The sequence below is a fragment of the Niastella soli genome (assembly GCF_017742245.1).
Lineage (GTDB): Bacteria > Bacteroidota > Bacteroidia > Chitinophagales > Chitinophagaceae > Niastella > Niastella soli.
The window spans coordinates 1,333,230-1,356,170 of record NZ_JAGHKO010000001.1 but is presented as its reverse complement, the minus strand read 5'-3'; the positions used below and the strand labels follow the sequence as shown (position 1 = coordinate 1,356,170).

The window sequence follows — 22,941 nt, the reverse complement described above, 5'->3', positions numbered from 1 at the left end:
AATATTATGCATACCATGAACTGGGTATTTTTTTTAGGCTAAGGATGAACGTTTAGTTTATCCATTTCTTCCTTAACAAACTGCATTAACTGTTTAATGTAGTCGGGCGAAAAATTAAATACCAGTCCGGCAGCGCTGTACAACTCAGGTAGTGTTTTGGTGCCACCTAATTGTAAAGACGTCATGTAGTTGTTTATTGCGGCTGCTTTATTTTTCCTGAACTGCATCCAAAGCCCAATGGCGCCTAATTGAGCAATACCATACTCAATGTAGTATAAAGGAACTTCAAACAAATGCAGCTGCCGTTGCCAGGCATAGGTGCGAAATTCAGCAAGGCCTTCCCAGTCAATTACATTGCTTGAAAATTCATTCAGGATCTCCATCCATTTTTTGGCTCTTTCTTCTACCGTATGATTTGGGTTTTCATATACCCAGTGTTGGAATTTGTCAATAGTGGCAATCCAGGGGAAGATGGTGATCACTCTTTCCAGTTGGTGTTCTTTGGCCCTTATAAGGTCTTCTTCTTTATCGAAGAAAACCTCCCAGGAGTCCATACTGAACAGTTCCATAGACATGCTGGCCACTTCGGCTATTTCCATTGGGTACTCCTTAAATGAAGTTAACTCTAATGGGTGGGCGAGGAAGGAATGAACTGCATGGCCGCCTTCGTGCACCATAGTAGTAACGTCACTCATTTGACCAGCCGCATTCATGAAAATAAAAGGAGCGCCTGTTTCGGCCAGGGGACAATTGTAGCCACCCGGTGCTTTGCCCTTGCGGCTGTCCAGATCGAGCCGTTTCATTTCGCTCATTTTACGCAAACAATCCGCAAAGAAGGGATGTACCTGGTCAAAACATTCAATACTTTTTTCCAGCAGCTCTCCACCGTTGCTAAACGGGTTCAATGGTGTAACACCTTCTGGTTCTGCTTCTGAATCCCAGGGGCGTAAAGAAGGAAGGTTTAGTTTTTTCTTTTTCCGTTCATTGATCACATTTACCAGCGGCAGAATGTGTTGTTTTACCGCTTCATGAAATTGAAAACAATCTTCCTTGGTATAATCAAAGCGGCCCAGTTCTTTGAATTTATAATCGCGGTAGTTATCGAACCCGGCGTTTTTAGCTACCTGGTGTCTTTTTTGAATTAATTGCGAGTACAGGTCGTTGAGGGCTTCTTTATCCTGTAAGCGACGTTCCTGAATTTTACGGTAAACCGATTCGCGCAAATTACGGTCGTGGCTTTCCAGGAACTTGGCAGCCTGTTGCAAGGTGTATTCCTTACCATTTACTTCGATGGTCATTTTACCGGCAATGGTACCAAACTGTTGTGCCAGCACGGCCAGTTCTGATTGCAGGGGGATATTCTCTTCGCGGAACAGCTCAATGCTTTTTCGAACACTACGCAGGTAGGTGAAATATTTTTTCTGGTCAAGCTCAGCGGTAAAGGGACTTTCTACCAGCTTTTTATTCAGCTTATCGGCATAGGGCTGCATTTTAGGTTGTATTTCTGTAACAAAGAAAACAAAGGCTTCTTCCAGTGTTTTGTTCTCTGTGTCGCAGGTCATCTTTATCTGGCGCCAGCAGGCATCTTCGCTTACTACGGCTTCCAGCTCACTCATATCATGCAACCATTTTTCCAGATCGGCTTTTGTATCGATAGTCCTGTCGAGCAGGTTCTTGAAATATGGCTCCAGGCTATCCCAGGTAGTTACTGTGAAATCTTCAGGAAGAAAATGCCGGGGCACCTTTTTTATATCTGCTGTAAAATTCATTGGATCACTGTTTTAAAATAAGAAAGCTACAAACTTCAGGTATTAAAACCAGAAGCCTGTAGCTTTAGTTTACTAAAGTTGTTAAAATTACTTTTTGGCTTCTTTTTTAGGAGCAGCTTTCTTTTTAGGAGCATCCGCTTCACCTTCCCCATCTTCTTTTTTAGCTTTAGGAGCAGCCTTTTTCTTAGGAGCCGCTTCTTTTTTCTCTTCTCCTTCGCCTTCAGCTTCTTCTTTCTTGGCTTTAGGAGCTGCTTTTTTCTTAGGAGCTGCTTCTTTCTTCTCTTCTGTGGCTTCTTCTTTTGGAGCTTTGGCAGCCTTTGTCTTTTCTTCCTTAGCAGGAGCTACTTCTTCCGCAACAGCTGTTTCTTCAGGTGCTTCTTCAGTAATTTCTCTTAATTTGATCTCAATATTATTCGATTTCAGCACGCCAAACCATTTTACCATCTTCTTCATATCGCTAGAGTATACGCGTTCGAAGTCGAGATCGGGGTATACTTTCTCGAAATATTTTTTAACGGCAGAATTATCTTTTTCATCGGGTGTTTTTTCACCGCTTTGGTCCATGGCAGTAAAAATATCCACCAGATTCACATTATCCCGAACTGTATATACTTCAATGCTTTCGAGATGAGAAAAATTATGTATCCTGCTCGAAACGAATTTTGTGCTGTTGTCATCCAGTGACTTTACGATTGCGCCATCTGATTTACTGCTTACCAATTCGAATAATCCTGGTAAACCCGTTACTGCGACAATTTTAGCGTATTCCATATCAATTCAAAATTTTTAAGGAGTTGCAAGATAATCTGATTTTGGCAAACGTTGTTCCAAAATAGTCTGAAAGATAGGGATAGGGCACCAACAGGACTGCCAACCCGGCATTTTTGACCCCCAAACCCATACTTTATTTTGACTTTTGGGCAATAATTTTTGGTTCTGCGCAGGTTTTTTGCCAAAGCGGCATCCAACTTTCATACACTTTACTTAAACTAAATCTCATAGCATGAAAAAAGCGATCTTATTGTTAGTTATTGCTATTTCAGGAGTATTAGCCGTACAGGCACAGGGTGGTGGCGGTGGTTTTCAACGCCGTACTCCCGAAGAAAGATTAAAAATGGTTAAAGAAAAGCTGGTTGACCTGAATCTGGACAAAGACCAGACTGCTAAAAGCGACAGCGCCTTTTTGGATTATTATAAAGCACAGGATAAGATTTTTGAAGAAATGCGGGCTGCAGGCGGTGCCCCCGACCGGGATGCTATCCGCGAAAAAATGATGAAACTGGCCGGCGAACGCGATGATAAGCTGAAAAAGATCTATACCGACGAACAGTTTAAGAAGTGGAAAGATACCATTGAGCCTACTACCCGTCCTCAACGCGGTGGTGGCGGCGGTGGCAATAACTAATGGCTTTGATGCACACGTTATAGGATGTACCCCGGTAGTTTTTTACCGGGGTTTTTTATTGCGCAATAGTGTATGGTATAAACCGGTGGTCGTGAAACGTGAGTCGTGAAATCCCGACGAGTCGGGACAGGCTGTGAAATAAAACCAGCGCATCTCACTTCGTTCGATGCGATAGTTACCGGCAACCTATTCCCCATTGCCTATTACTGCCCCATCCATTGCTTAAAAGCGGCGGCATTTTCCTGACTTATAATAATATCTTCTGTGACCAGCGGCACGATCTCGAGCATCAGCTTGCTTTTAGGGTATGCTTTGATCCGTTTGATAGCGCTCATATTTACCAGGTATTTTCGGTTAACGCGGTAAAAAACGGCAGGGTCAACCTGGGTTTCAATATCGGCCAGCGACTGGTCCATGATAAATTTCTGTCCGGCGCTATCTACCATGCACACCAGTTTGTGGGTGGCATAAAAATAAGCGACCTCTTCTATTTTAATACTGATGTAATCGGTGCCCCGTTTTACCAGAAACCGCTTCTTATACCCGCCTGTTTGGGATTGAGATTGGGTGACCGGCCAGCTGGTCAATGCACTATAACCGGTAAAATGCTGTTTTAACTTCTGGTATTTATTAAGGGCGGCCTCCAGCTTTTCCGGTTTTATGGGTTTCAGCAAATAATCAATGCTGTTATGTTCAAACGCTTCCTGCCAGTATTCATCATAGGCCGTAGTAAAAATAACCGGGCATTCCACGTTTATTTCTTCAAAAATTTTAAATGACAAGCCATCACTGAGCTCGATGTCCATAAATATTAATTCAGGCAGGGGATGCTCCTGTAACCAGCTGATGGCTTCTTTAACACTGCCCAATACCCCTTCAACATATACCTGTTGATTGCATAGCGCCAATAGGGAAAGTAATTTTTCAGCTGCTGGCTTTTCATCTTCTATTATTACACATTTCATCTGTAATTTTTTTATTTTTTCGGGGCCAGATGGAACTTCGTTTCATATCAGGCAATTTTTAAAATTGGTAATGAAACAGTGAAATCACTGGCCGATTCCAGGATACTTATTTCTTTACTGGTGGTTAATTTATAGCGTTCGCCCAGGTTGTGTAACCCAATACGCGAAGAGGTTTTTCGTAATATTTTCTTTCGAACCTGGTTGTGTATGATCAACTCGTCCTGCTGCATTTCAATAGTAATTACCAGGGGAATGAGATCTGAAAACTCATTGTGTTTGATGGCGTTCTCAACCAATATTTGCAAGGAGATCGGTGGAATAAGGTATTGATCGGGGGCAACAGGATCGATGTGTATTTGTAATTGTACCGCCTGTTCAAACCGGATCTTTAGCAAAGAAAAGTAATCGTTCAGAAATAGCAATTCTTCATGCAGCAAAACCAGTTCACGGGCTTTGTTTTGAAGAATATAACGATAAACATCTGCCAGGTTATCGTTGAACTGTTTGGCTTTGGCTGCATCCTTTTCAATAAGATGGGACAGGGTATTTAGCGAGTTAAATATAAAATGTGGATCTATCTGGTTCTTGAGTGCTTCCAGTTCCGCTTCTGCGCGGGCCCTTTCCAGTTGTTCCTTTTTTAGCTTTTCGCTTTCTGCTTCCCGCACCAGAAAAACCGTTTCATAAATATGAGTGATGAATAAAACACAAACCATTACTACGAGGGAGGTGGTTTTTATTTGGTTCCAGTTTACAACACCTCCATTAAACAGGTTATACCAGATCACCAGCAGCAGGGCAGTAATAGGAATGGTATAGAATGAAATAGCCAATACCAGCACCACTATTTTTCTCACCGGTTTATTGAACCAGTCGAAATAACTACGTAAGGTGAACAGCAGGTAGCGATTCCCTTCCCATATAAATAATGAAATGCCAATAGTGAATAGAAAACTGAGTTTGAATTCCCAGGAGCTTAATGGCAGGTGATTCATTAAACCGGAGATCAATGGAATGACCACGCCAAATGCCGGGATAAGTATTATCCTGAACCCGATATCATTTAACCGGTCTACGCCAGTTGCTTTTTTAATCGGCTTATTATTGATATTGATCGCCTGCTTTTCCAGCCTGATTCCCTTTAAGTTGATTGGGTAAAAATTAGGAAATAGATTTGAAATAACCATAAACCAGTTAGGGCAGGAGGGCCAATTATAAAAACTAATTTCTTATGACAATGAACATAAACTGGTGGGCGGTGCTGGTAGCCGGAATTTCCTCATTTGTAGTAGGCGGCATCTGGTATTCGCCCGGTATGTTTGGCAAAGCCTGGATGAAGGATAATAATTTTACTGAAGAACAAATAAGAAAAGGTGGCAACAAGGGAAAAATATTTGGTTTCACACTCATGTTCTCTTTATTGATGGCCGTTAATCTGGCTATGTTCCTGGCTACACCAGCTGATTGCCCGGCAAACTGTGCTCCCAAAGCCGATATTGCCTGGGGCGCTATGGCCGGTTTCCTTACCGGCATTTGGACTTTCTGTGCCATTGCCATTCATAGTTTATTTGAATTAAAATCCTGGCGGTTGATCTTTATAAATGGATTTTACAGTGTGCTAGCACTTATTTTGATGGGTGCTATAATTGGTGCGTGGAGATAATGAGGTATCATAATATTAAAAATGGCCTCCTATACACGGGAGGCCATTTTAAAAAAGCTTACGCCTATTAATTATTTAGCTCTGGTGAACAAAATTTCCATGGTCTTGAATTCCTGTCCATCCTGCGCCATAAACATTTCCAATTTTTGTGAGTTGTCGTTCATTACCGTAAAGATCTGTTTTATATCCATGTCCTTACCGGTGCCGGGATCAACTGTTTTGCCCTTGAGTGTTGCACTTTTAGAAGCGTCGTCCCAGGTGCCTTCCATGTACATAATGCCGGTCCCCATATTGTCTATCCAGGTACTAATAAGCATTTTACGGGCATTGTCCCAGGCAAGGGTGCCCTGGCCTTCAAAGGGCTTTCCCATCATAGTGCCACTATGCGTGCTTTGCTGGTAGCGGCCACCCATTACCATTTTATTTACACAGGTAGAGGTGCTTTTCATAGGGGCCGCCCCGGGTTGCATCCACATGGTTACATCTCCTTTCCATTTTCCGTCCCATTTGGCAATCATTTTATGAACATCACCTGGTGTCATATAATCTGTCCATGCTTTCATCTGGTCCTGGGTTTGCGCACCTGCAGAAAAACTGTTAATTAGAAACAGTACCACCAGTGCTGTAATGATGAGCTTTTTCATGCTGTTAGTTTTTATTGAAATTACTATATCAAAAAAAATACCAATGCGAAAACTGATTAATATCAATTAATCCCCGATGAAGCCGAAATGCAACCCGATGAAAAAGACAGCGGATCTGGAAAGCGGATACTCAATGCAGCGCTTTATACGATGAATGGAAGATGATAAATGATCAATCAGCCGGAAATGCGGTCTTATCGATGTTGGGAATAATGCGCAAGGCATTTTTGAAATATACTTTTTTCAAAATAGCATCAGGCAGGCCCATGCCATACATAGCCCAGAATGCATGGTATTTTTTGTGATAAGGAAAGTATTCATCTGCTGTTTCCAGTACCCTGAAATAGGTGGCATATTCTTCAGGCACCCAGCTGTCTTTACCAAATAGAATACGGTCCTGATATTTTTCAAAGAATTGACGGGCCATACGCGGCTGGCGGCCCAATTCGGCAATTACGGCGCCAAACTCCACCAAAACGTTCGGCATTTCATCTAATAGCTGACCAAGTTTACCCAGGTTATTGGGGTACCAGCCAAAATGCGCGGTTATAAAGGTGGTTTTAGGATGTTTTTTAAACATGCGATGCTGCTCTTCGATCAGTATCTCCCAGGGGGCAGGGTCATCATCACTTCTTTTGCGGCCTGGGTGCGAAGCGATCTCGAGCCAGCGTTCGTTGTGTTCATCTTCCGGGTCCCAAAAAGGTTTGGGATCGGCAGTATGTATCAGCACAGGTATTTTTAATTCTCCACATTTCTCCCAAATAGCATCTAGCCGCGGGTCATCAACTGGCACACGTTTGCCGGTATTGTCCTTTACTGAAAGACCAAGGTTTTTGAATATCTTCAATCCATTGGCGCCATACTTTACATCTTCTTCCAGTTGTGTTACTGCTTTTTCCGTCCAGCCGGGTTCGCCAATGCCACCAAAACTGATATTGGCAAATACAATAAATCGTTTGGGGCTGGTGGACCGGATATTGTCGATCTTTTCCTGAAGCCGGTTGCCATTATCCCCGCTTAAGTTCACCATCACTGCCATATTCAGCTTATCCATTTCCTTCACCAGTTCTTTGAGGCCCGACGGGGACATGTTGTACTGGTGGTTATGCACATCGATAAACGGATAGCGGGCGTGGGTTAATTTATGTTCCGGCACCACCAGCGTAGAGGTTGGGGTGTATTTTTCGAAATCCATGTGTGCCGAGGTTTGCGCGCAGGCAGTATGAAGTGTTAATAAAGCACCGGTAATGAGTGGCAGCTTCCGCATACAATGAGTTTTTACCAATTTAGGTGCATTTGGTAAAAAACTAAAACCGGTCGTATAAAAGGCAGAAGAGTTGACTGGTTGACCAGTTGACGAGGAATAAGTCACTCACAACTGAGAACTGCCATCTGCCGATTCACGACTCTTCTCTAGTTGCCGTTAAGTCGTGTAAGGCGCTTTCAATCCGCCCCCTTACTTCCTCATAGGTGGTATATCCCGATGCCAAAAGAATAAATTTCGACTCGTTGACCTGTAACATAACCTGTGGATATCCTTTTACCTGGAGTTGTTTACATATGTCAAATTCATCGTGTGCCTTTTCTTTATAAGCCTGATCTTTCAACAGGTTGTAAAACTCTTCAACTGGAATGGAATATTTTTCCAGCAAATGACGGTAAGCTTCATTATCATCGAGGTCGCGGCCTTCAAATTGTAAAGCATATTGCAGGTCGGCTGCAAAAGCTACCTGTTTATCGGGATGGTATTCTTTAAACACACACAGCGCGATAGCTGGTTTTTCAGAATTGGGGAACCAATCACTTAATTCAGGATTTTTGAGATGCCAGAGGAAGTCTTCGCCAAATACGGTGCCCGTATGTTCCGTTACAGCTTTACAATTGTTTAAAAAGTATTCCGCCATTACACTTATTGGCTTGGGTGTTTCAGGCAGGATCATGCCTCCGGAAAGCACTTCAAATTGTACCTGCTTGCTATACTCTTTAGCTATTCGTTGCATGATCGGGCTAAATGCAAAGCACCAATTGCAATATGCATCGTAGCAATAAAAGATTACTGGCTCCATATAATTTGTGAAATTACAGCTATCCTTTCAATCTTAATAAAAACGGCTATCTATGCAAAACACAGATAGCCGTTTACGATAGTAGTATGATATGATTTTTTATTTATTACTTCTTTCGTTTCCTGTATATAAGAATGGCTTCTTCGGTTGAATTGACACCGGTTTTTACCAGTCCTTTCAGGGTAAGTATATTTTCATCAACACCTATTACTACAAAAACCTTTGCGTCGTTGCCTGTAACATCATTTAATTTTAAAACAGTGGGGCGTCTTTCATCCACTACTCTTTTCCCTAATTCATATTTCACTTCTTTAACCAGTTCTTCTTTAAGGTTCCATCTGTATTGTTTCACTTCATTGGTACAGCCGCTTTTGGAAACGCCTAAATAGGTTTTAGCACTGTTATCGGGAAATAATTCTATTTGTTGGTCTTTACGGCATTCATCAAATTCCCAAAAGGCATCGGATGAACGATAACCATCCTTATTGAGATCAACCGGTTTTTTGAATTTAACAGACTGCAGTACCCACAAACCCGTAAACTGCGATGTGTCGTATTGGGCGTATAGTGTATAAATAAATAAAAAGCAAGGCACGCATGAAGCCAAAATTCGTTTCATAGTTTAAGATTAAGGGTATGTTCACAGAAACGAGTTTCTGTAAAAAGAAACGTCGAAAGATCAAAATTATTTCTGGAAATGTGAAATGTTTACTTAAAAAAACGTTTAGCAATCATTTACTAATCAACACTTCAAGTAACTTTTTAGTAGATGGCCATTCGGGTTGAATTATGCTGTACATAATTGTATTTCTAAATGTTCCATCATCATTTTTGCGATGGCATCTCAATAGTCCTTCTTTGACGCCGCCTATCTTTTCTATGGCTTTTTGCGATCGGATATTCGATTCTCTTGTTCTGAATTCAACCCGCATGATATTCAACCTTTCAAAACAACACGTCAATAATAGATATTTACTTTCTATGTTAATCTTTGTACCCCAAACAATTGGTGAAAGCCAGGTTGGGCCAATTTCTAATTGTTGATTACCGGTATCTATCTTAAGAAAACCAGTACTGCCACAAACCAGTCCTGTTATTTTGTTCCGGATCACATACGTTACCTGCTGATTGCTTAGATTTCTCGCCTGTAAGTCCTTTACAAAAACATCAAATGATGCTTTATCCTTAATATTATATGGAAGATTTTGCCAGATCTTTTCATTCATAGCTATTGATTCCAGTTCGGGGAAGTGGTCCTCGTGAAGCCTTTCCAAATCGATGAAGCGCCCTGATATAAGATGTTCAAATTGCATAATATACTACTGAAAGTATTACAGGAATTTATAACGGGTTAAAGGTGACTTAACTGGCGGGCAAAAAAAAGTCCTCCCACTAAAGGAAGGACTGCAATGTAAGTTATATGTGTTGATTCTACCAATGTCTGCCACCAACTGGCCGGCTACCGCCACCGTTACTACCGCCGCCTGAACCTGATGAGCCGCCACGGGGACTATAACTTCTTGGGCTACTGCCACCCCCCATGTTACCGCCGCCTCCCATGTTACCACCACTACGCGGAGAGGAAAAGCTGCCCTGAGGGAAAGACGGTCCGCCTGTTCTGGGTAGCTCTAAGCTGCGGCCGCCACCCCAACTATTTGACCTGCCCTGGTCGAGCGTGCGTTGCGGACGGCTTGGCTGATCAAAAGTCCTTTGTGTCGGTCTGCCTGGCGATTGAGAACCTGGCTGGTTATTGCCGTTGTTGAATGGGCGACCGCCAGTTGAAGGATAAGTTGTTCTGCCAGGGGAATTAGGGGCTGAAAAACCACTTGAATTACGTGGATTGGTCCAACCTCTGTCATTGCCAGGGGATGTCACTGTTCTACCACCAGGTACACCGCCCGTTCTACCGCCGGGATCATTACGGAAACCTCTGGTAAAGCCGCCGTTGTTGTTACCATTGTCTCTGGAGCCAAAGCGTCCCCCGTTGTTATAATCCCTTGAACCAAAACGTCCGCCATTATTTCCATATCCCGGCCGGCCATAACCAGAGTTTGAAGCATAGCGGCCACCTGTGTAGGGTCTGCCAGAGCCGCCTGAATAAGGCCTGGTTACCACCCCGCCTCTGTTGCGATAAATATTTGTGTTGGAGTAATAATTATTTATAACGGTTACATTGGTGTGGCTGCGATAGGAGTAGTAACTATTGTGACCGTAGTAACCGCCGCGATAATAATAAGAAGGCCCGTAATAGCAGGGACGATACACCCGAGGGCCCCACCAGCCACCACAACCCCAGTAACCCCAGGGATAAGCACTGCCATAACCAATGTTTACATTAAACCAGTCGTACCCAAAGCCGACACCGAAACCCCAACCAAACCAGGGATTGTAACGGATTCCGAATCCCCAGGTGTATGGGCGTGGATAGTAATAATTTCTGTACCAGGGGCGATAATAATAGCCGGTGCCATATACTACAGTTGGTCCGTACACATAGGCATTCAAATAACCGGGAGTATATCCCATATACACATAATCTGGTGTTACATCATAGATATACACATACTTCATGTAATAAACCGGGTAACGAGGGGGAATAAGTGCCACTGCGGTAGGACGGGTCACGGCAACTGACCAGGGACCAACGGCGTTGTACGATTCGAACCAAACTCCATCATCAACCGTGTAGTACCGATCGCGCCAGCGGATCACAGATCCGGGGGTGTTGGTAGCATAAGACATATCAGTACCATCGATCGTTTCAAATTCGGGATCACCATCATAATTGATATCTGCTTTTGCTTTGCTGCGTTCAACTTTGGCGGTTTGTGGTATTTGTGCATCAGCAACAGCATCATTTGCCTCTTCGGTACCGGCTATGCTCGCCAGCACATTGTCTTTGGGCGAACCCTTTGGGATCTTGGCAAATTCGGCGGGCAGTTTATCGGCGTCTACAAACTTCCAGTTACCACTAAGGGTTTTGGATGTGTACCAGCGACCTGAAAGCAGTACGTAGTATTGTTGTGAATTAATGTCCATGAAGATATCGTTCTCCGAATTGGACACATACAATAAACCGGTGTTTTGTACTGCTGCGAAATTCGCTTCTCCTTTTGATTGGATCAATTCAGCAGGCTCGGTAGTTACCACAACATTGTAAATGGTATTCTCGTCGGTTTCTTTGCCATCTTCCTGGTTGCTCTTCTTTTCAGATTCTTTGATCTGGGTTTCTATTTTTGCCAGGTTGGAAGGAATTTCGGTAATGATCTTATAAGGGCCGGTTGCAGCAGGAGCAGTGTACCAGTGTTTACCACCATACAGGTAATATTTGCTGTCGCGGTTTTTTACCAACACAAAAGGTGTATTCACTACGGCATCAACGCCCCAGTCTTTATTGGTCTGCAGCTTGGGATCACCATCAATTGAAACCAGAATGGATGGAACGTTTGTGTAAATAACTTTTGGCGGATTGTTGTTGATCTGACTGGCCAGGTTCGTTTGCTGTTTATTCAGGTCGAGTGAGGTTTGCAGATCGATTAGTGGAAAGGAGATCTCCCAGGAAGGGATTTTATCTTCCATGGTATTGGCAATGGTTTCCAGCTTATCGTCATTTGATTCACCAGGCAGTTTAATATTGGTGATGTAAATGCTTTTAACGTTTACCTGGGAACCTGCGGTTTCGGTTGTTGCCTTTATCCAGGCAACGCCAAAAACAGGTTCTGTTTTCCCATTTTCCAACACCGAAATAGGAGCATGCGCCTTTAACGTGTTGTCTTCAAATGACTCCGGTTGCCATTGATATAGCTTAATGATGGTCCCTTCAGAAGTAGTTGCTGTTTTGGGCCAGTTTTCCTGGGCCATAACAAGATGAGTGAACATGCTACCCACCAATACGGCCACAAGTGTAAAGATCTTCATACGGGAATTTTAGTTTTTATAAATATTACAGGGCAAATTCTTATGTTAATTTACTACCAATAGATGGTAGTTTTAGTTAGAGGTTTGTAAAGGGCCTCAGCTTTTGCAAAACATTAGACAAAACAAACGTTAAAGGAGTGTACTTTCGGTGCCCAAATTAATGACTTTTTAACAAGGTTACCAGTAACCGCTGTCATTTAGTCTTTTACGTGTACTTTTGAGCGAGTTATGAAACAGCGGAACAATCTTTTTATTGCCCTGGAAGGGATTGATGGCAGCGGAAAAAGCACGCAAACAAAATTGCTGACCGATCAATTGACCAGGCAGGGACACAAAGTATACAGCACGTTTGAACCTACTAACAATTATATTGGTAAACTTATCAGGGATATCCTGAAGGGAAATACCAAGGCCGACTATCGTATTATTGCTGGTTTGTTCGTGGCCGACCGGCTTGATCATTTACTGAACGAAGAATATGGTATTGTGAAAAAACTGGAAGAAGGTTTCACGGTGATCATGGACCGTTATTATTTTTCCTCTTACGCATACCAGGGCGCGCATATGGACATTGATTGGGTTATACAGGCCAATGCCATGAGTGCAAATATTCTGCGACCTGATGTGAATATCTTCATTGATGTTTCTCCTGAAATAAGTATGCAGCGTTTGCACGCCAACAGAGATACTATCGAATTGTTTGAAACGCTCGATAACCTAAAGCTGGTACGTTCAAAGTATCTGGAGGCTTTTGAAAAATTAAAAGCCGTTGAGCAGATATGTACCATTGATGGTGATCGAACCCCTGAGCTGATTGCCGGAGATATCTGGCAAAAAGTAGCATCGATGCTTACTTAGCAAATTTCATCGGGTATTTGGCTTTTACCAACCCTTTGGAGATCTTTTCCAGCTTACCCTGTAGCAATTTTCGTTTTAAAGGTTTCAGGTGATCGAGGTACAGCACTCTCTCGGTATGATCGTACTCGTGCTGTATCATACGGGCTGTAGTGCCGTAAAAGGTCTTTGTTTGTCGGATAAATTCCCGGTTAAAGTATTCCATTGTAATGCTCCAGGGACGTGTAATGGGTTCTGCCAGCGCAGGGATGCTCAGGCAGCCTTCCTCATCGGTCCATACCTCTTCTGATTCGTCGATAATAGCGGCATTGATGAAAGTTTCAATTATACCGGTATCATTTGCCGCAAAGTAGTCTTCCCGGCTTCTATCATCCATTTTATCGTAGGTTGTTTTACTATCTACCAAAAACAACCTGACTGGCACATTTACCTGGGGGGCGGCCAGGCCGCACCCATTGGCACCATACATGGTTTCCCACATATTTTCAATGAGTTTGGTCAATTCGGGATAACCGGAGTCAATATCATGGCATTGCTCCCGCAAAACGCTATGACCATAAGATAAGATAGGTAGTTGCATATTTTTCTTACTGTAAAAAAGAAACGCCGCTCAGCATTGCTGAGCGGCGTTGAAGAAGATTTAGTGCGCTTCCAGCCAGTTGATGCCTGATCCCAGTTCTGCTTCAACAGGGACTCCATTTGGTAATGGCAGTGCACTGCGCATACATTCAAGAATAATGGGTTTGATGGTCTCCACTTCTTCTTTCACGGCGTCAAACACCAATTCATCATGCACCTGCAGGATCATTCTTGATTCAAAATTATGTTTGCGGAATTCATGATAGATCTTCACCATCGCCAATTTGATCATATCAGCAGCAGTACCCTGAATAGGTGAGTTAATGGCGTTGCGTTCTGCAAAACCACGTACAGTAAAGTTGGACGAATTAATATCCCTCAACCAACGTTTACGACCCATGATGGTTTGCACAAAACCAGTTTCCTTGGCAAAGTTGATGGTGTCATCCATGTACTTCTGAATGCCGGCAAACTGTTTTTTATAATTATCTATTATTTCTTTGGCTTCTGTGCGGCTGATACCCAGGTTATCGGCCAACCCGAATGCGCCCTGTCCATAGATAATACCAAAGTTCACGCTCTTGGCTTTATAGCGTTGTTCCTTGGTTACAGCCGACTCTTCTACGCCATACACTTTTGCGGCGGTGGCAGTATGGATATCAACGCCTTTTTTGAATGCCTCGCACATAGCAGGATCGCCACTGATACCGGCCACAATACGCAATTCTATTTGCGAATAGTCAGCTGAGATCAATACCCGGTTGCTATCGCGCGGTACAAATGCTTTACGGATCTCCCGGCCCCTTTCGGTACGAACAGGAATGTTTTGCAGGTTCGGGTTGTTGCTGGAGAGGCGGCCCGTTACTGCAACAGCCTGTGCATAAGAGGTGTGTACCCTGCCGGTTTTGCGATTGATCAGCTCAGGCAGTGAATCTACGTAGGTCGATCTCAATTTGGTCAGTTCTCTGAACGCCAGAATGTCTTCAACGATCTTGTTCTGGTTTGCCAGTTTCAACAAAACATCTTCACCGGTAGCATATTGGCCAGTCTTTGTTTTTTTAGCCTTGGGGTCGAGTTTTAATTTTTCAAACAACACCTCACCCAATTGCCGGGGCGAAGCCAGGTTGAATTTAACGCCCGCCTGCTCATACACGCTGTCTTCAGCTTTGGCTGCTTCCCGCTCCAGCTCTTTTGAGTACTCGCGCAGAAAATCTACATCCACTTTAACGCCTTCATATTCCATTCCCATAAGCACTTTTGCCAGGGGATTTTCCACTTCGTTGAAAACCTTTTCTACTTCCTTGCTTTTGATAAGCGGCGATAGTACCTGTTTCAACTGTAAAGTAATATCGGCATCTTCCGCGGCGTAGTCGCTGATCTTATCAATGGCCACGTCACGCATGTTCAGCTGGTTCTTACCTCTCTTGCCAATCAGTTCCTCAATATGAACAGGTTCATACCCCAGGAATTGAGCGCTCAACATATCCATACTGCGTTTGCCATCGGGCTCAATTACATAGTGGGCCAGCATGGTATCAAAGGTTTCCCCTTTTAATTCGTAGCCGTACCACTTCAAAACCAGCATGTCGTATTTCAGGTTCTGACCAATCCATAAAACATCTTCTCTATTGAATACGGGTTCAAATTGTTTTAGAAGGGTGCGCGTAGCTTCCTGATCGGCCGGACAGGGAATATAATAGGCTTCGCCAGGCTTGGACGAAAAGCTTAAACCTACCAGCTCCACATCATTGGCGTCTATACCTGTAGTTTCGGTATCGAAGCAGATCTCTTTTTCCTCGAGTAATTCTTTTACAAGGCTGTTAATAGCGGCCTCTTCCTGTATAGTACGGTATTGGTGCGGGGTATTATGAATGTTTTTACCGGCGTGAACAATGTCTCCGTCTACGGCCCGGTCTGTATCTCCAACTGCTTCTGACTGGTCTGTTTTGGACGCTTTTGCCTCGGCCTTTGACTTTCCTGCTTCTATCGGCTGGCCAAACAGATCGGTTTGAACACCTTGAGGGACCGCGCCGGGAACAATAGAGATATCTTCTCCCAGAATACGCTTGGCCACGGTTTTAAACTCCAGCTCTACAAATACTTCTTTCAGCAGATCTTTATTCCATTCTTTTAATTTGAAATCTTCTTCATGGAATTCAATGGGCACATCGGTAATAATAGTGGCCAGTTTTTTAGACAGGATCGCTGCGTTTTTACCGTTACGTACTTTTTCACCCAGTGCCCCTTTTATTTTGTCGGCATTTTCCAGCACATTTTCTAACGTTCCATATTCGGCCAGCAACTTCGCTGCTGTTTTTTCACCCACACCGGCAATGCCCGGGATATTATCCACCGCATCCCCCATTAAGCCCAGGATGTCAATAACCTGGTGCACTTCTTTGATGTTCCATTTTTCACAAACTTCTTTGGCGCCGAGGATCTCTGCATCGCCACCCTGATAACCGGGTTTGTAAATTTTAATGTTACCATCTACCAACTGACCATAATCTTTATCGGGGGTTACCATGTATACCACATAACCGGCAGCAGCCCCTTTTTTACTCAAGGTGCCTATAACATCATCGGCTTCAAACCCATCCACTTCAAGCACCGGGATATTAAAACCGCGGATAATTCTTTTTATATCAGGAATGGCCGCCAGCAGGTCCTCAGGAGCTTCCTGACGGTTTGCCTTATAGTCGGAGAATTCAGTATGCCGTTCAGTGGGAGCCTGCGTATCAAAACAAACAGCCATATGCGTTGGCTTTTGGTTGTTGATCAGATCGAGCAGGGTATTAATGAACCCAAACTGGGCGTTGGTGTTCTTTCCCTTTGAGCTTATTCGAGGGTTGCGGATAAGGGCATAATAGGCACGAAAGATCAGTGCCAGGGCGTCGAGTAAAAAAACTTTCTTTTCAGTAGATTGATTCTCCATATGGTATCCTCCAATTAAAATTCACAATGCCCCGAAGTTAGCAACTATGATGCTAAAAAAATTGGTTAATTAGCCCATCGGCCCGATAGTTATACCGGTATATAACCCGATGGCTAATTAACCTAATATTGGAGTATTCCCCACCTGTTGTTAACCAGATGTATGGAGAATAATTAGATGTATCCCTGCTTGCTTTGTTAAATTAATGTGTCTTGCTAATAGAAGCGGTTGCACCATTTACCCCATGAACAGATTTCAAGGTGGTTGGATGTGGTGTAGGTTCCGGTTTTGAAAATTTGATCAGGCAAAGCGCAGATGCCAAACAGGCAAATGCAAATAAATTAAATAAGCGACGACGCATACGACGGGCTCTCATTGTGATAAAAATTGGATTTAGGGGGTTGGGTTTTGGACGCCTAAAAAACGGAAGGGTTTTGGAAATAGTATATAGCACACGGTAATTTTCCTGCAAATATTTCTATTATCTGCTAGCAAATTATCGACTCAGGGTTACTAGTCCGTATTTTAACTGGGGATTACCCTTTCATTTCCTGCAATTGTTTTTGCAGGGCAAACATCTCATCACGTAAGCGGGCTGCTTCCATAAAATCCAGGTCACGGGCCGCTTTTTCCATTTCCTTCTTTGTTTTTGTAATGGCTTTTTCCATTTGAGGAATGGTTTGATAAACCACCTGTTCTTCCGCCGCATATGTTACCAGGTCTTCACTTGGTGCAATTGCATGCGGGTTGTTAGGATCAAATCCTTTGATATCCAACACGGAGGTTTGTGCAAAAACCTGGTCGCGCGATTTTATTACTGTTTTGGGCGTAATACCATGTAAAGTGTTATGGGCGATCTGTTTTTCGCGACGGCGAGTGGTCTCATCTATAGTACGTTGCATACTTTCGGTCATGGTATCTGCATAAAAGATCACCAGACCATCAACGTTACGGGCCGCACGGCCGGCTGTTTGGGTAAGGGATTTTTCATTGCGCAGGAACCCTTCTTTATCGGCATCCAGAATGGCAACCAGGGATACCTCTGGCAGGTCAAGCCCCTCCCTTAACAGGTTCACCCCTACCAGTACATCAATTTCGCCGAGGCGTAACTGACGTAAGATCTCCACCCGTTCAAGGGTATCTACCTCACTATGAATGTATTTCGATTTAATATTAATGCGGTGCAGGTATTTGTCCATTTCCTCGGCCATGCGTTTGGTGAGGGTTGTCACCAGTACGCGGTCGCCCTTTTGAACACGCTTGTCAATTTCATCCAGCAGGTCATCGATCTGGTTCACGCTGGGGCGAATTTCAATTGGGGGATCAAGCAGTCCGGTTGGGCGCACAACCTGTTCTACCACCACCCCACCGGTTTTATCCAGTTCATAATCGCCAGGGGTGGCCGATACAAATATGGTTTGATCGAGCATGGACTCAAACTCATGAAAGTTCAGGGGCCGGTTATCCAATGCAGACGGCAGGCGGAATCCATAATCAACCAGTACCAGTTTACGGCTTCTGTCGCCCCCATACATACCACTTACCTGGGGTACGGTTTGGTGGCTTTCATCAATCACGCATAAAAAATCCTTTGGAAAGTAATCGATTAAACAGAAAGGCCGGGTACCGGGATAACGGCGGTCAAAGAACCGGGAATAGTTTTCTACTCCATTACAATAACCCAGTTCACGGATCATCTCTATATCGTAATTCACCCGTTCATTAAGTCGCTGGGCCTCAATAAACTTGCCTACACTTTTAAAATAAGCGACCTGGGCGGCAGATTCATCCTGAATTTCGGCCAGTATCTGCTGGATCATGTCTTTGGGTGCCAGGTACAGATTGGCCGGGAAGATGGCGGCGTTCTCCACCATTCCAATTCGCTTATTGGTCTTTATATCAATGCTTTCAATGGTCTCTATTTCATCACCAAAGAAAGTAACCCGATAGCCAAAATCTACGTAGGGCAAGTTGATGTCTACTGTATCGCCCTGCACCCTGAAGTTACCCCGGTTAAAATCTACAGTACTACGCATGTACAGGGAGTTCACCAGTGCATGTAAAAAGCCCTGGCGGGAAATTACCTGTCCCTGGTGAATGCGAATGATCCCGTTTTCAAATTCAGCGGGGTTACCAATACCATAAATACAGCTAACGGAGGCCACTACGATAATATCCCGGCGGCCGCTAAGCAGCTCGGTGGTAGCCTGAAGCCGCAGTTTATCCAGTTCTTCGTTGATACTCAGGTCTTTTTCAATATAAGTATCACTTACGGGCATGTAAGCCTCGGGCTGGTAGTAATCGTAGTAACTAACAAAATACCCTACGGCGTTTTCGGGGAAGAACTGTTTGAACTCGCCGTACAACTGTGCCACCAGAGTTTTGTTGTGGGTAAGTACGAGTGTAGGTTTTTGAACCTGCTGAATAACATTGGCAACGGTAAAGGTTTTACCAGAACCGGTTACTCCCAGCAGGGTTTGAAATTGTTCACCTTCGTTCAACCCGGTTACAAGCTGACGAATGGCTTCCGGTTGATCGCCGGATGGATGATATGGTGCGTGTAATTTAAAAGCCATAATGTTTAAGGATAGAATAAGACTCAATTGAGTTCTCAAATTTACCCCATAACCCCCTTCCAAAGTGTGTAAACTTTGGAAAGGGGGAGGTTTATTATAAACGATCCTGGCTTTTAAATGTTCGGGATGATTGCGCAACCCGGGCGGCGGGAGGCTATATTAAACGTTAAATTTTCCGGTTCAGGTAAGAAGTATAATCGGGGATGTTCACCATGTATTCTTCGCTCATCAATGGAGAGGTGAGTATAAAGTCGGCGGTAGCGCGGTCATTGGCAACAATCACATTCCAGGCAATGGCTACCCGTAATAATGCTTTTACATCGCTATCGTGCGGTTGTGCTTCCATGGGGTCCCAGAAAAAGATCAGCACGTCGAGATCGCCACTGGCAATAAGGGCACCAATTTGCTGATCGCCACCCAAGGGGCCGCTGAGTAATGCTTTTACCGGACGGTCAAGACTGTTCTCCAGTAATTTGCCGGTAGTTCCGGTGGCAATTAATTCATGCCGGGCCAGTACGGTCTTATTAAACTCTGCCCATTCAATTAAGTCTTTCTTCTTGTTATCGTGCGCAACTAACGCAATACGTTTACGGGCATTTAGTTTTCTTACTCTAAGCATAAACTATGTTCTTGGTTGTTTTATAAGCGGGAACAAGGTAATTGACTTTTGAAAAACTTTAACTGCCCAGCACGAATTTTATTAGCCCGTCAAACGTTTTCCACAATCGGGCATAGTAATTGTTAATAGTGAAGTTCTTGAGTTTTTGACCCATTAAATTCCATGAAGAAAGGCGTACTTGTATATTTTATATGCCTGCTTGTGCATGTATGTACAGCGCAGGAAGCACCATCGGCAATACCCGTGGGCAATACCGATTCTACAGATACATCTTCTTTTGTTACTGGTCTTAGTGTGAATATTCGTGAAAATTCAAAGGTTGTTTTAAACTGGAAACAGCCCGAGGATACTTCGTTTACATTTGCTTCCATAGAAAGAAGCAGCGGTGGCCGTGAGTTTGAGGTGGTGGCCGTGATAAAGCAATCAGATATTAAACCCGATAATGAATGGATAGACGATTCACCAACCAGAGGCCGTAGTTTGTACCGCGTACGTTTTTCCGGTAAGAGTGGTTTTCAACAGGCCTTCTCCAGATCAGTAGAGGCATTGGTGGCGGGTGATATTTCCTTTCGCTTTTATCCCAACCCGGTAGATAATATCCTGATCATCCGGTCTGAGGCTGTAGCCGATATCCAAATTGTTGATGCTACGGGTAAACAGCGGATGGGTTTAAATAACCTGCAGGGATTACAAACGCTTAATGTAAGCACGCTTGAAAAGGGCATCTATTTTTTGCGTATTAACAACCACAATACGGGATTACTCACCCAGGAAAAATTGTTAAAGAACTAAACCCGGGTGTTGCCGGGATATGCTCAACCGATACTAGCAAACGCAAAGGCCTTATATTTAAAAATGTCAATAACTTTCCTGACCTCTTACACTTTACTTCCAAACGGGCCTGTTTTATAATGTATAGTATTTTGATTTGCTTATAATTACGCAGTTAAATATTGTATGTATTTATACGCAGAAACAGCTATTGAATGTCCCAATTAGCTTGGTATTTTTACTATTACCACAAAATGGTATTGCAGATATCAGATTTCAACACTATTTTTACCTCGGTTTTTCATAGGATATTGGATTTTAAAAGCGGGGTTGAATTTCTATTCAGACCCCTTTTTTATTTTATAGAACTGTCGTACTAACCTACCCGATATAGATCCCTTACTAACGTATTTACAAAAAAAAAGTCCTCCCGAGATATCGAGAGGACTTTTTACTTACTAACCCATATAATTCAACTGAACCTGATCAGCAACTAAGCGTAATACCCGTTTATTTGAGGGAGGTATTACGGAGCTGATCGAATACCTATGAAGCTTGTTGTTGCATTTCTTTGATCTTTTCCCTGATCTTGGTCTCAATTTCATTCGCCAGCTCAGGATTGTCACCTAACAACGTTTTAACCGCATCACGTCCCTGGCCAAGTTTATCAGAGTTGTAGCTGAACCAGCTTCCGCTTTTGTTTACAATACCCAGTTCCACGCCCATATCGATTATTTCCCCGGTTTTTGAAATTCCTTCACCGAATACGATATCAAATTCTGCGGCACGGAAAGGAGGAGCTACTTTATTTTTTACCACTTTTACTTTAACCCGGTTACCGATGGCTTCGTCTCCGTCTTTGATCTGTGCGCTACGGCGAATATCCAAACGAACCGAAGCGTAGAATTTCAGGGCGTTACCACCGGTAGTGGTTTCGGGGTTACCGAACATAACGCCGATCTTTTCACGCAGCTGGTTAATAAAGATGCAAATGGTATTTGTCTTATTAATGGTTGCGGTGAGTTTACGCAGGGCCTGAGACATCAGACGGGCCTGTAAACCCATTTTGCTATCTCCCATTTCACCTTCCAACTCGCCTTTGGGCACCAGGGCGGCCACGGAGTCAATTACCACCACATCCAGGGCGCCTGATAAAATAAGGCGGTCTGCTATTTCGAGGGCCTGCTCTCCATAGTCGGGCTGAGAAATAAGCAGGTTATCCACATCAACACCCAGTTTTTTAGCGTAAAGGCTGTCAAAGGCATGTTCCGCATCTATGATGGCGCACATCCCACCTTTTTTCTGGGCTTCTGCAATCACATGTATTGCAATGGTTGTTTTACCGGAAGATTCAGGTCCGTAGATCTCAACGATACGGCCTTTTGGCAAGCCGCCGATACCCAACGCCACATCCAAACCAATGGAGCCGGTAGAGATTACCTCATGCGGTTCCGTTGACTTTTCGTTCATCATCATCACACTTCCCTTGCCAAAATCTTTCTCAATTTTATCTATAGTTAGTTTAAGCGCTTTTGCTTTTTCATTTTCTGCCATAATGGGTTGTTTTTAATGCTTTCAAATTTACCGATTGCCAAATGTAGAGAAAATTATATTATCTACACTAATTATTTTAGTATTGTAGCACTAATTATTTTGGTTGGAAAACAGCGGGCGCCAGGGCAGCACATATGGTAAGAAAAAGGAAGGAAGGGCAATAAAAAACCCTGCCAGCGCGACGTAGCAGGGTTACCCACATGAAATTTCTGAGAAAACTACTTCGGAAAAGGCAATGGCTGAAACCCCATGTGGGACAACAAAGTGACAATAATTAACAATATCAATCAATACCACTTAGTGGTATTTTTTAACCCCGCGTCGCCTTCATATAATTATTTATTGCATGCATTGTTCGTTTACAAGTGAGTATTTGTGACAATGTGACTAATATGATTGCTCCACAAAAATTTTTAAAGTAAGGGGCCTGGCATACATATTACTAACCAGTTTTATGGAAGTTGTACAAAGCTTGAATTCGGGTTGCCAATAAACTATATCTTTTGTGTAGATGTAGAAGTATTGCCGCTTAATAATCTACGTTAGTCGGCAGCTGCTTTAAAGAAAATGGGCTATGGCCAACATTACATGACTGTTCCCGCTTTTTGCTGGTTGCATAGGGTTA

Annotated in this window: 19 protein-coding genes; 4 read left to right on the top strand and 15 right to left on the bottom strand. The window is 43.5% G+C overall.

The window, feature by feature from the left end; translation table 11 throughout:
* Window positions 1-38: 38 nt before the first annotated feature.
* Entirely contained in the window at window positions 39-1,769 is a 1,731-nt protein-coding gene (locus J7I42_RS05435; RefSeq protein ID WP_209137755.1) for a M3 family oligoendopeptidase, read from the bottom strand.
* A gap of 87 nt (window positions 1,770-1,856) precedes the next feature.
* Window positions 1,857-2,540, bottom strand: coding sequence for a DUF5606 family protein (locus J7I42_RS05430; protein ID WP_209137754.1), 684 nt, complete (start codon window positions 2,538-2,540; stop codon window positions 1,857-1,859).
* Between the two features lie 232 nt (window positions 2,541-2,772).
* On the opposite strand from J7I42_RS05430, the gene J7I42_RS05425 reads away from it, so the two are divergent.
* Window positions 2,773-3,174 (top strand): hypothetical protein, encoded by a 402-nt coding sequence (locus J7I42_RS05425; protein WP_209137753.1) that lies wholly within the window; start codon window positions 2,773-2,775, stop codon window positions 3,172-3,174.
* A gap of 203 nt (window positions 3,175-3,377) precedes the next feature.
* Here J7I42_RS05425 and J7I42_RS05420 read toward each other — a convergent pair whose 3' ends face one another.
* Together J7I42_RS05420 and J7I42_RS05415 are read right to left on the bottom strand one after the other, a co-directional pair.
* Window positions 3,378-4,139, bottom strand: a complete 762-nt coding sequence (locus tag J7I42_RS05420; RefSeq protein WP_209137752.1) for a LytR/AlgR family response regulator transcription factor — start codon at window positions 4,137-4,139, stop codon at window positions 3,378-3,380.
* Window positions 4,140-4,186: 47 nt separating this feature from the next.
* Window positions 4,187-5,323, bottom strand: coding sequence for a sensor histidine kinase (locus J7I42_RS05415; RefSeq protein WP_209137751.1), 1,137 nt, complete (start codon window positions 5,321-5,323; stop codon window positions 4,187-4,189).
* A gap of 44 nt (window positions 5,324-5,367) precedes the next feature.
* Here J7I42_RS05415 and J7I42_RS05410 point away from each other — a divergent pair, with 44 nt between their 5' ends.
* Window positions 5,368-5,799 carry a DUF1761 domain-containing protein gene (locus J7I42_RS05410; RefSeq protein WP_209137750.1) on the top strand — a complete coding sequence of 144 codons (432 nt, stop codon included), beginning with the start codon at window positions 5,368-5,370 and terminating at the stop codon, window positions 5,797-5,799.
* Between the two features lie 71 nt (window positions 5,800-5,870).
* Here the strand turns inward: J7I42_RS05410 and J7I42_RS05405 are convergent, their stop codons facing one another.
* The 6 genes from J7I42_RS05405 to J7I42_RS05380 form a co-directional block, all read right to left on the bottom strand.
* A complete protein-coding gene (locus J7I42_RS05405) occupies window positions 5,871-6,443 on the bottom strand; it encodes a DUF1579 domain-containing protein (RefSeq protein ID WP_209137749.1) in 573 nt (190 codons plus the stop codon).
* A 172-nt stretch (window positions 6,444-6,615) separates the two neighbouring features.
* Window positions 6,616-7,710, bottom strand: a complete 1,095-nt coding sequence (locus J7I42_RS05400) for an amidohydrolase family protein (protein ID WP_209137748.1) — start codon at window positions 7,708-7,710, stop codon at window positions 6,616-6,618.
* Between the two features lie 133 nt (window positions 7,711-7,843).
* A complete protein-coding gene (locus J7I42_RS05395) occupies window positions 7,844-8,509 on the bottom strand; it encodes a DsbA family protein (RefSeq protein WP_209137747.1) in 666 nt (221 codons plus the stop codon).
* A gap of 106 nt (window positions 8,510-8,615) precedes the next feature.
* On the bottom strand, window positions 8,616-9,128 hold the full coding sequence (locus J7I42_RS05390) for a hypothetical protein (protein ID WP_209137746.1): 513 nt from the start codon (window positions 9,126-9,128) through the stop codon (window positions 8,616-8,618).
* 112 nt (window positions 9,129-9,240) lie between these two features.
* The gene (locus J7I42_RS05385) at window positions 9,241-9,822 is read right to left on the bottom strand and encodes a GNAT family N-acetyltransferase (protein ID WP_209137745.1); all 582 of its coding nucleotides are present in this window, start codon (window positions 9,820-9,822) and stop codon (window positions 9,241-9,243) included.
* Window positions 9,823-9,940: 118 nt separating this feature from the next.
* Entirely contained in the window at window positions 9,941-12,427 is a 2,487-nt protein-coding gene (locus J7I42_RS05380) for a hypothetical protein (protein ID WP_209137744.1), read from the bottom strand.
* Between the two features lie 228 nt (window positions 12,428-12,655).
* Between J7I42_RS05380 and tmk the strand changes: the two genes are divergently transcribed.
* Complete coding sequence (tmk, locus tag J7I42_RS05375; protein ID WP_209137743.1) at window positions 12,656-13,285, top strand: dTMP kinase; 630 nt, start codon at window positions 12,656-12,658, stop codon at window positions 13,283-13,285.
* Here the strand turns inward: tmk and def are convergent.
* The 4 genes from def to J7I42_RS05355 form a co-directional block, all read right to left on the bottom strand.
* Complete coding sequence (def, locus tag J7I42_RS05370; RefSeq protein WP_209137742.1) at window positions 13,278-13,862, bottom strand: peptide deformylase; 585 nt, start codon at window positions 13,860-13,862, stop codon at window positions 13,278-13,280. The two genes, tmk and def, sit on opposite strands and share 8 nt — an antisense overlap.
* 60 nt (window positions 13,863-13,922) lie before the next feature.
* Window positions 13,923-16,796 carry a DNA polymerase I gene (gene polA / locus J7I42_RS05365; protein ID WP_209137741.1) on the bottom strand — a complete coding sequence of 958 codons (2,874 nt, stop codon included), beginning with the start codon at window positions 16,794-16,796 and terminating at the stop codon, window positions 13,923-13,925.
* A gap of 536 nt (window positions 16,797-17,332) precedes the next feature.
* The gene (uvrB, locus tag J7I42_RS05360; RefSeq protein WP_209137740.1) at window positions 17,333-19,372 is read right to left on the bottom strand and encodes an excinuclease ABC subunit UvrB; all 2,040 of its coding nucleotides are present in this window, start codon (window positions 19,370-19,372) and stop codon (window positions 17,333-17,335) included.
* Window positions 19,373-19,538: 166 nt separating this feature from the next.
* Window positions 19,539-19,991, bottom strand: a complete 453-nt coding sequence (locus tag J7I42_RS05355; RefSeq protein WP_209137739.1) for a methylglyoxal synthase — start codon at window positions 19,989-19,991, stop codon at window positions 19,539-19,541.
* Between the two features lie 162 nt (window positions 19,992-20,153).
* Between J7I42_RS05355 and J7I42_RS05350 the strand changes: the two genes are divergently transcribed.
* The gene (locus tag J7I42_RS05350; RefSeq protein WP_209137738.1) at window positions 20,154-20,783 is read left to right on the top strand and encodes a T9SS type A sorting domain-containing protein; all 630 of its coding nucleotides are present in this window, start codon (window positions 20,154-20,156) and stop codon (window positions 20,781-20,783) included.
* A 525-nt stretch (window positions 20,784-21,308) separates the two neighbouring features.
* Here J7I42_RS05350 and recA read toward each other — a convergent pair.
* Window positions 21,309-22,316 carry a recombinase RecA gene (gene recA / locus J7I42_RS05345; RefSeq protein WP_209137737.1) on the bottom strand — a complete coding sequence of 336 codons (1,008 nt, stop codon included), beginning with the start codon at window positions 22,314-22,316 and terminating at the stop codon, window positions 21,309-21,311.
* Between the last annotated feature and the right edge of the window lie 625 nt (window positions 22,317-22,941).